Here is an 11,105-nt window from a genome sequence, read left to right as displayed (position 1 = left end):
TTTGATATTATGAGAATAAGTAAAGTTTTAATCGCCTGGGGCATCATGGTCCTATTGGCAACCTCGTGTAAACAAGTAGTACGCGAGATGGATCTCTCCGGAGAATGGGAAATAGCACTGGACAGTCTGGATAAAGGCATTTCAGAAAAATGGTATATGGAATCGTTTCCAGATAAGATCACTCTCCCCGGAACACTTTGTGATGCCGGCTATGGAACTCCATGTACCCTCGAACCTACCATGGACAAGGAGATATTCTTAAATTTGAAACGTAAATTCGACTATCTCGGCCCAGCCTGGTACAAGAAAGAATGCTTCATCCCGGCAGAATGGAACGAAAAAGATGTCTTCCTTACTCTTGAACGCGTGATATGGAATTCGCAAGTATGGATCAATGGTACTAAAGTAGAAGGATTCAATGAAAGTCTTACCACTCCTCACTATTTCAACTTGAGCAAGTATCTTGTTCCAGGAGAGAATAACAAAATCGTTATACGCATCGATAACCGGAGACAGCATGATATATCAGTCAAAAACCTTGCACATGCTTATACGAATGATACCCAGACTATGTGGAATGGCATCTTGGGAAAAATAGCATTGACAGCAAAAGATAAGGTACAGATTGAGGAATTGCGCTTAACACCCGATATTGATAACCAAACGGTCAATGTCAGTATAAAAATCGGAAGTAACGGTTCATCCCCGGTATCCGGTAAGCTTCTGTTCGCTGTCAAAGACCCCAAAGGAAATAAATTGGCAAATAAAGAAGTACAGGTTAACAATACTGAAATGACATTCACTTATCCCATAAACAACCCAATGTTGTGGGATGAATTCAACCCTAATATCTACGAAGCAGCCGCAACTCTTGAAATGGAAGGCATGACTGATTCGAAATGTGAAACATTCGGTATGAGAAAACTGACGAACCAAAATGCTCTCCTACAGATTAATAACAGAAGACTCTTCCTTAGAGGAACACTGGAATGTTGCATTTTCCCGCTAAAGGGATATCCGCCGATGGACGAAGCCGGTTGGGAAAAAGTATTCAGTGCCGCCCGTGATTATGGCATGAACCACCTGCGCTTCCACTCCTGGTGTCCTCCGGAAGCTGCTTTCAACGTAGCTGATAGAATGGGATTCTACATTCAGGTTGAATTGCCTCTATGGACACTCAACGTAGGTGAAGATAAAGGCACTGTCGATTTTCTGTATAACGAAGCTGCCCACATCATGAAAGAATATGGCAATCACCCATCGTTCTGTTTCTGGAGTTTGGGTAATGAGCTGCAAGGAGATTTTAGTGTCATGGATAAATTACTCACCACCATTAAGCAGCAGGATAGCCGTCATTTGTATATGACTACTACATTCACTTTTGAACCAGGACATGGCAGTTGGCCCGAACCTAATGACGACTTCTGGGTTACACAGTGGACTAAAAACGGCTGGGTACGCGGGCAAGGAATTTTCGATGACCAACCTGTAAGTTTCAATAAAGACTTCTCCAGTGCTATAGAGGGTTTGCCTGTCCCACTTATTACCCACGAAATCGGACAATACAGTGTATTCCCAAATCTAAAAGAAATTGATAAATACACAGGTAATCTGATACCATTAAACTTTAAAGCCGTAGCTGCAGACCTTAAAAAGAAAGGACGGCTCCATCTGGCAGAAAGCAACCTGATGGCAAGTGGCAAACTGGCAACTATCTTATACAAAGAAGAAATAGAACGGGCACTAAAGACTCCCGGATTCAGTGGTTTCCAACTATTGGACCTGCATGACTTCCCCGGACAGGGCACTGCACTCGTCGGAATTATCGATGCATTCTGGGAGAGCAAAGGTTTAATCACTCCTGAAGAATTCCGGAATTTCTGTTCTCCGGTAGTACCGTTAGCACGCTTTGAGAAAGCTACCTATGTGAACAATGAAACCTTTAAAGCTCAGTTTGAAGCTACAAACTTCAGCGATAAAGTCCTGAGTGATATTCAACCGGAATGGACATTAAGTGATTCAAAAGGAACGGTCATTGCACAAGGCAATCTGGATAAACAAGAAATACCTGTGGGGAATGCATTTAATCTGGGAAGCATCTCTGTTCCTCTGGAATCCATATCCGTTGCCGACCAATTAACTTTATCCATCCGTTTTACAGGAACCCAGTATCAAAACTCCTGGAATGTTTGGGTATATCCTCAGGAAGTACCGGAAGTTGGTAAGGAAATCTTTTACACCCGTAGCTTTGCCGATGCAGAGAAAGCATTAAGTCAAGGGAAAAAGGTATTGCTGAACCCGGAAAAAGAAGAAATTAATGGGCTGGAAGGCAAATTTGTACAAGTATTCTGGAGCCCTGTACACTTCCCTAACCAACCGGGAACAATGGGAATCTTCTGTGATCCCACCCATCCGGCATTAGCAGACTTTCCAACTGAAATGCACAGTAACTGGCAATGGTGGAATATTTGCAAGAATGCTACAACCATGGAACTCGACAGTTTAAAAAACAATATGCAACCGATTGTCAGAATGGTAGATAACTTCTATAAGAACAGAAACTTAGGTTTACTATTCGAGGTAAAAGCAGGATACGGAAAGCTATTAGTATGTAGTTCAGACTTGGCAAAGGATCTCAATACCCGACCTGTAGCCCGTCAATTACGCTATAGCCTCCTGAAATATATGGAAAGTGATAAGTTCAATCCACAAGAAGAGGTTGCATTTAAACAGATAAAACAGGTACTCCATAATGTGAACCGGACAAAAGAAGAAAAGAAATCAATCTATGAGTAATTTAAATTTCTAAAATCAGATAAGAATATGGAGATGCGACCAAAACCACATCTCCATATTTTATAAATGATTTCTATATAATATCCTCAAGATAAGGATACCATATACTAAAATTACAATTTAACCGATTTCTTCTTCCCGCCATATGAAACCGATTTCGTGAAATTCGTCGACTGAACACTCCCTGTCCCATTCTCCTTATCCACCACAACGATATTGAACTTACGTGATTTCAACATACCGGGGAAAGTTCCTTCCCGATCTGCGATATTCAACGTCCGCTTTGCATCATCCCAAGTAAACTTAATGATTGAATAGGCACCTTTCTCATAGTTATAATTATCGTTTTCATCTTCATACAGCACAAATTCGCCATCGGCTCCGGGATAAATGCGTATCTCCAGATTATTCCATTTCTTCTCTGTAGAATACTGCACTTTCGGTCCAAAAGGAACAATGGAACCCGCACGTACATACAATGGAATAATATCGATAGGAACCTCTTTGGTAACCATCTGTCCGCCATTCAATGCTTCTCCCGTCCAAAAGTCAAACCATTTGGTGCCCTTAGGAAGATAAACATCCTGTGTTCCTGTCTTACTAAAATCTTCATACGGATCTTTCCACTGTTCCTTATCAGAGAATACATACATATTCCTGGTTACAGGAGTCACAAGAAATGCCTTTCCAAACATATACTGATTACTGATAGTGTGTACCTTCTTATCTTCGTTGAAGTCCATGAACAAGGCACGGAGGAAAGAACCTGCATTATCAGTCACCTGCCATCCTGTTGAATACAGATACGGCAGCAGTGCATAGCGCAGGTTTATGTATTTCTCTTCCGAATCATACACCCAGTCACCCTTTTTACCCAGATTGTAGATTTCCTTTTTCACGCCACTTCCATGCGAACGCTGCATGGGCAAGAATGTACCATATTGAAACCAACGGGTATACAGTTCATGATAAGCTTTATTTTCAGCCCCACCATAATAAGGCCAGTTAAAGAATCCACCTATATCCGTATTCCAGTAAGGTATTCCCGATAGAGAAAAGTTCAAACCTGTGGGAATCTGCTTACGGAATGTTTCCCAATTACACATAACATCTCCCGACCAAGTATTCGCCGCATAACGCTGTTGTCCGGCAAATGCACAACGAGTCAGCAGATACACGCGTTTATCAGAGGTTACAGCACGCTGATGCTCATAAACTCCCTTGTTGCTCATCAACGGGAAAGCATTTACTACACTACGATAAGTTCCCATTGCCGTCGGAATATCAAAGTCTCTTTCCTGAACATCCAGATGATCAGGTTCCGTTGAATCTGTCCACCAGGCATCAATTCCTTTACTAAACAGGCCTTTATTCAAATGTTTCCAATAAATATCACGTGCTTTTTCATTATAAGCATCATAAACTTTCACTCCCCCGTCTGCAGGCCATGTCTTGAAGTTGAACAGGGCATTGATTTTCTCCAAGTCCTTGTACGGATTCGTATCCGGCCCGAATGAAGCCCATATAGAGATCATAATCTTCGCATTTTTCTTCTTCACATGATCGATCATCTTCTGAGGATCAGGGAACTCCGGATTATCAAAATTCATAGAGTTCCAGTTAGAGTTCGGCCCCCAATATTGCCAGTCCTGAATAATTCCATCCAAAGGAATCCCTAACTCACGATACTTATCCACGACTTCCATCGTTTCCTGTTGTGATTTGTAACGCTCACGCGATTGCCAGAAACCGAATGTCCACAACGGATACATAGGTGCCTGTCCCGTTAAGTCGCGTATCTGCGCTATCACGCCATCTGCATTGCCGCCATACATAAAGTAATAATCCATACACTCTCCCACTTCCGAATCAAAGGACATCTCCTGCGGATTATCTGTATAAGTGGTTGGGGAATAATTATCCCAAAACATTCCGTACCCTTTTGTAGACTGAATAATTGGAACACTGGCATATAATGCACGCTGACGCATGAAATGTTTATGATTGCGCTGATTCAGATCATCAACCTGCTGCTGTCCCAGACCATAGATAGCCTCATCCTTATCCAACAAAAAAGCTTGACGCACACTAAAAGTCTGATTCCCCGCATCATTGAACGGAGTAAACTGAGCACCATAATCTTTCTCGGTAAATAATGCCTTTCCTTGCTTGTCAAAGAAAGAAATCCGTCCGGTCTCCACATTGAAATCAACGCGTACAGCATTGCTTTTCAGGGAAACGGTTTCCCCTTTCTTCTCGGTCGTTACAGACATGCTTTCAGGGCTTTTAACTACAGAAAGGCTTTTCTTTGTAAAGCTACGTCCTTCGGGCGCCTTCACCACACGTACAATTTCAGGACTGACGAATTGGATTTCAATATCCATTCCCTGCGTAGTACCCGTTATTCCCTGCTTAGTTTGCCGGAAAGTCTGAGCCTCGACAGGCAAGGTCGATAAGAAAGCTGCAGCCACCAGTATACTACTGATTTTTAAATAAAACTTCATGTTCATGGTTTCTTTTTTACTTGTTTATATTATGAATTACCTAATGAAAATAATCTATCTCAGTTGAGTGACCTCGGAAAATATATAATCATTTCCTTCCCGTGCCTTAACCCCGATTCTTGCATATAAAAACTTGGCAGCATCAGTAACCCCATTATCATTCAGGTCGAAAGTAAACTCATGCTCACCCGGAGTCAGATTGGTGAATGATTTCTCCGCTATCTTCGCAACATTATCCACCAGTTTCGTTTTGGATATATAGATCACGGCCCTGTCAATAGAAGCAGTCTCAACCATCTGATTTATCTTGCATTTCACCTTTACCACCTTATTCTGGAAATCAATTTCAGTATCCTTGATAAGAAAATAAGGAGTAACCTCAACATCCAATATCTGATTACCTTTAATGTTTACTTCAATCGTATCCTTCCGCGGAATCCACGGGCCTCTGTCCTGCCTCAACACAATCTTATAGAAGCCGTCATACATCAAAGAATTAAATTCGCCATCAGAGTTAACAAACAAATTGATAGCACCCCGATCTTCATACTCAGGTCCTTCCTGATAAGCATACATCATACAATCATTGTCATAGGCAGTCCCTCTTAATTGCAGTGCTTCACCCTCATAGACAAACCTGCCCTTAAACTCACTTTTAGGCTCATCGAAATTATCCAGCTCGCAACCGGTTACCAGAAACAAACCAAGAATTAATATAAGGCTATTGATATTTTTCATTTTATTTAATCTAATCGTTAGTTACTATATTACTGTAATGGGTTCTTAACCAGCTTCGGGTTCTTGTTAATCCAGCCATCATCAATCGAACCGTAATAACATCGCATGGTGAAGTTCCTTGCATTCGGCGCCATGTAAGATCTGCTTTTCTCGAAAGCCCACTTACCATCATATGGCGAACCGGGTGCATACACCTTATAGGGGAAAAGAGAATACATCTGTGCAGTCGGACTGTCAATGACTCCATTCCATACAGTATGGGCAAGTCTCCAACGTTTCAAGTCCCACCAACGATGATCTTCAAAGGCAAACTCAACCCTATACTCATTCACAATGTGCTCAAAAGTAATCGTGGATTCCGTCAATTCTTTAATTCCACCACGAGCACGAACTCTGTTTATATATTCGACGGCTTTCACCTTGTTCACTCCCCCTAATTCATAAGCTGCTTCCGCTGCAATCAGCAAAGCCTCTGCGAAACGGAAACGGGGATACCACATCTCACTATTCTGCGTATCCGATCCTGCATTGGCGGCTTCATCCAGGAATTTACGTACCAAAAAGCCGGTCTTATTAAATCTGTCGCCTGCCGTTGCTAATGGTCCGTCCAGTGCAGTAATTAGCTGCCCGTCTTCAGTGGTTGCACCTAAAGAACTGATCTTTGTTTTCCATTGGCTCGGATTCTCTGTATCCTTAATCAGCAAACCAGCTTGTAGAGCCACCGGCTCACTTCTATAAAGTGCATTAGGCCATATCACAGTCCCCCACAATCGGGCATCTTTCATTTCGAAAGGCTCTTCCGGATTATCATAGAACACAAAGTCGCCATTAGCATCATGCGTCTTTATCTCGGAGTTGCTTCCATCCTTGTTTTCAAAAGATTCCACTAAATTAAGAAGTGCTCCCAGAGCATTTCCCTGTATTCCATCCTTCAAAGAGAAAGGCATACACCAAGCTGTGAAGTTAGTCGTTACCTTATCCGTCACAGATCTGTCCAAAGCCCAAATAACTTCTTTATTATTCGATTTCTGGCATACAGCCTTATAAAAGCTCAACCCTAAATCCTGAGGATCGGAAATCTGCAATTCATAAGGGCTGCTTTCTATAACTTCCTCAGCAGCAGCCAATGCAGTCTCATAGTATTTGGTTGCTAAATCAGCCGGAATACCGACTTCTCCATTATCAGTCTTCAGAGTCGGAGTAATCTTATTACCATAATTTGCAATGGAACCTGCATACACGGCAGCACGTGCCTTCAACATTAAAGCCGCCCATTTATTGGCCCGAGCAGAATTTATAGTCATTTGTTCGGTTAGCTGGCGGGCAATTTCATCACATTCGCTGATTATATAATCATAGATTCCCGCCTCTGTGGAACGTGGCATCTGGTAGGTTTCCACATCTATTCCCGATTCATAATTAAACACTTGGTCTCCAACAAGCGGCATACCACCCAAAGTACGGGCCATGTGGAAATAATGCCAGGCACGCAGAAAACGAGCCTCTCCCTCAAAAGCCTTTTTCTCACTATCCTGAAGTGCACTACTGCCTCTGACGCCCTGCAAAAACAAGTTTACCCGGCGTACAAAGTCATAATCACGGACTCTCCATGAGTTCCGGTCATACTCCGTAAATATCACCCACGGACTTCCATAACATTTATTAGCTTCGTCCAACTGGTCGTAACTTCCATAATCCCCATTATTCTGTCCCCAGTTTACTCTGCCATACAAATTTGAAAGTACGGATAATACAAGTTCCTTATCTTCATAAATCATGCTCTCAGGTATCACATTTTCAGGTTCCTGATCCAAAAAGGATTCCGAACAACCGGCAGCCCCCATTAAGAAAAGGGCGGATATGATTATCAATTTTATTTTAGTCATCTTGATACGTATAAAGGTAATTAAAAATCAACGGAAAAACCAAAGTTCACTACTTTCATATTCGGATAAGCCATACCGTTCTCCGCAGTAATTTCAGGATCAATATCAATATCAATATTCTTCAATGAGAACAGATTCTGTCCTGAAACATAAAAACGACACCGAGATATCCCTACCTTTGACGTCCATTTCTGAGGCAAGGTATAACCGACTTCAACATTTCTCATCTTCAGATAAGTCATATTGGTATACCAGAAATCACTAGGCCAATGTGTACAATCACTGCTATTCCGGGTACGTAAAGCCAACGGATATTTACCAATATTAAAACCACTGTCAGCATCCCAGATATCCACGAGTCTGGTTGAATTATTCCAAAGATATTGAGATAGATTTTTATTAGAATCAAAGTATCTCAAAAAACCTTGTTGAACATAAGTATAGGCAGTCGCACCTACGAAATCTGCACGGAAGTCAATCCCCTTCCAATCTAAGGCCAAATTAAATGCAAAATTAACCCACGGAGTACCTCCTTTACGATAACCAATTGCACGCCAGTCAGCATCATTAATTAAGCCATCTCCATTCATATCTTTATATTTTGCATCACCGGGCTTCAAAGTTATATTACCTTGATGGTCCTGATCAATAGGGTGATTTGCTATTTCTTCCCAACTCTGGAATTGTCCATCCGAAACGAGCGAGAACTCCACATCCGTATAGCGTCCTGTTATATTTCCTGCCTGATAACGGAACTTCTGCCATTCACTGGAGAATCTGGGCTTGTACCGGTCTCCCACATACCAACGTGAATAAGTAACATTACCTCCTACTGTATAATTCACATCTCCGATTCGGTCTCTCCAATTCACAGAGGCATCGAATCCCCTGGCATAATTAGAGTTCAGGTTTTCCTGAGGCAGTGAGAATCCCACTTCTTCCGGGATCTGCACATCATAACGGCTTGCCAGCAATCCAGTCTGATCTCTGTTGAAATAGTCAAAAGAAGCATTCAGGCGATTATCCAGGAAGCCCAGATCAATACCGATATTCAGTATCTTCGATTTACCCCATGTGATATTATCGGTCGCTAATCCTGTAACAGTACTACCGGTAACCAGCCCACCGTCAATCACAGCACCACCGTCATTATAATTATAGCCAACAATATGGCTTAAAGCCGTACCCAATTCTTCACCTAACACACCATAAGAAGCACGGATTTTCAGATTGGTGATATTGTCTTTCAGGAAATCGACATCCTGCCAGAACTTCTCTTCCGTAACCCGGTAACCGATAGAAGCCGATGGGAAGAATCCCCAACGTTTCCCCCGTTTATACCGGTAAGAGCCATCATATCTACCGGATAATTCGATGATGTACTTATTTGCGTAGTCGTAGTTCAGGCGACCTATATATCCCATACGTGTCTGCGGGTTACCAATACCATCGGTAAAAGTAGACAGACTGGTTTTATCAATATAAGGGATTCCGTTTGCCGGAGGATTTCCCAATGCATACATTCTTGGATAAGTGCCTTTCTTTGCCTCAAAGCCCACAACCGCATTCACATGATGAAGTGCAAACGTATTTTCATACGACAGTTGAATATTGGAAGTCAGTTCTTCTTTCATCTCCATACTTCTTTCCGTATAACGTGCCGTACCTGTTTCCACAACATTATAGACATCATTTTCCTTGTCATACTCATAGAATTTATAGGAGTATTCCCGGTTCGACTGTCTCCTGTTTGCCAACCAATAGCTGAACAGTCCTCTTGCTTTCAGGCCTTTCAGTATTTCATATTCGGCAGTACCGTTAATCTGAATGACCTTCCACTGATCTTTATATCTCCCCGCATGTTCATAATTCATCCAGCCGAAACTGTCTTGAGCCCAAGGTGCCGATATAGCCGGATACTTAGGATTATTATTGGCATAAGGCTTTTTAGTCGGCAGGTTGTTATAAGCCCCATAGATAGGCAGATTATAGTCGTCACCCGGCAATCCCGGATTATCGGTAGTCTCTATGCGTCCGTTAATTGCTACACCGACTTTGAACCTATTCGTAATATCAATGTCGATATTAGACTGCATATTGGTTCTGTTGAAACCGTTAAAGCCTCTGATATTTCCTTCCTGATCAATATGTCCTAAACTTAAATAATATCTAACTTTCTCCGTTCCACCAGAAACATTGGCATTGATATAGGATTGCGGAGCACTTACCCATATGTATTTATACCAGTCGAAAGAGGTATGTTCTTCGTCAACCTTATCCACCCATTTCTGGTATTCTTCTTTCGTAACGGTTCTCGGAGTTCCATTTATAGTTTCAGTTTGTATGATAGCTGCCAGATAATCTTCTGCCGAAGCGGGTTTCGGATAGTTAGAAGGTAACTGCCATCCATAATACCCATTCACATTGACTTTCAACTTTTGGTTCTTCTGTCCTCTTTTGGTAGTAATTACCACTACACCATTAGCGGCCTGCATACCATAAATAGCCGCCGAAGCATCCTTCAATACAGAAACAGATTCGATATCATTAAAATCCAGGTTATTCAGGTTACCGGAATCTTTCTGCACACCGTCAATAATGATTAAGGGCGTTCCCATGTTTCTGATCTGGATATTGGGAGCGGCACCCGGACGTCCGTTATCCTGACGGAAATTTACACCGGGGAGCTTACCTACCAGTGCACCTGTAGCCGTTACCGACTTTGCATGCGCCAATTCCTGTGCACCCACAGAAGAAATTGCACCCGTAACAGAAGCCTTCTTCTGGGCAAGTCCAAAACCAGTGACTACTACTTCATCCAGCAACATACTATTTTCTTTCAGTGTCACAACAATATTGTTTTTGCCGGACACCGGAACTGTTTGGGTGATATATCCTATAAAAGAGATAGTCAGGACATCATTAGAACGAACCGACAGTTTAAAATTACCTTCCACATCGGTTATTGTACCATTCTTACTTTTCTGAGCAACTACACTGGCTCCTATCACAGCTTCCCCCTGATCATCCACAACAGTTCCACTGATATTTATATTATTCTGTGCTGCCACATGAACAAAACTCAGAAGGATAATCAGTGAAAGTATTAGTTTCTTAAAATTAGATTCCGGTAAACGATACCGGTAATCTGGTGTTAAAAACAGATTATGATTTTTCATGC

At 42.0% G+C, this 11,105-nt stretch carries 5 protein-coding genes; 1 reads left to right on the top strand and 4 read right to left on the bottom strand.

Annotated elements, in window-relative coordinates:
- The first annotated feature begins 9 nt into the window (after positions 1-9).
- Positions 10-2,796 (top strand): glycoside hydrolase family 2 protein, encoded by a 2,787-nt coding sequence (locus BACINT_RS07210; RefSeq protein ID WP_007661822.1) that lies wholly within the window; start codon positions 10-12, stop codon positions 2,794-2,796.
- A gap of 113 nt (positions 2,797-2,909) precedes the next feature.
- On the opposite strand, the gene BACINT_RS07205 is transcribed toward BACINT_RS07210, so the two are convergent.
- The 4 genes from BACINT_RS07205 to BACINT_RS07190 are packed head-to-tail and all read right to left on the bottom strand — an operon-like array spanning position 2,910 to position 11,103.
- Positions 2,910-5,306: a glycoside hydrolase family 31 protein gene (locus BACINT_RS07205; RefSeq protein WP_007661820.1), complete on the bottom strand. Its 2,397-nt coding sequence runs from the start codon at positions 5,304-5,306 to the stop codon at positions 2,910-2,912.
- Between the two features lie 48 nt (positions 5,307-5,354).
- Positions 5,355-6,038, bottom strand: a complete 684-nt coding sequence (locus BACINT_RS07200) for a DUF3823 domain-containing protein (protein ID WP_007661818.1) — start codon at positions 6,036-6,038, stop codon at positions 5,355-5,357.
- A gap of 29 nt (positions 6,039-6,067) precedes the next feature.
- Positions 6,068-7,924, bottom strand: coding sequence for a RagB/SusD family nutrient uptake outer membrane protein (locus BACINT_RS07195; RefSeq protein WP_007661816.1), 1,857 nt, complete (start codon positions 7,922-7,924; stop codon positions 6,068-6,070).
- 20 nt (positions 7,925-7,944) lie between these two features.
- The gene (locus tag BACINT_RS07190; protein ID WP_007661812.1) at positions 7,945-11,103 is read right to left on the bottom strand and encodes a SusC/RagA family TonB-linked outer membrane protein; all 3,159 of its coding nucleotides are present in this window, start codon (positions 11,101-11,103) and stop codon (positions 7,945-7,947) included.
- Between the last annotated feature and the right edge of the window lie 2 nt (positions 11,104-11,105).

The sequence above is a fragment of the Bacteroides intestinalis DSM 17393 genome, from assembly GCF_000172175.1.
GTDB lineage: Bacteria > Bacteroidota > Bacteroidia > Bacteroidales > Bacteroidaceae > Bacteroides > Bacteroides intestinalis.
This window is presented reverse-complemented; position numbering and strand designations above follow the sequence as displayed.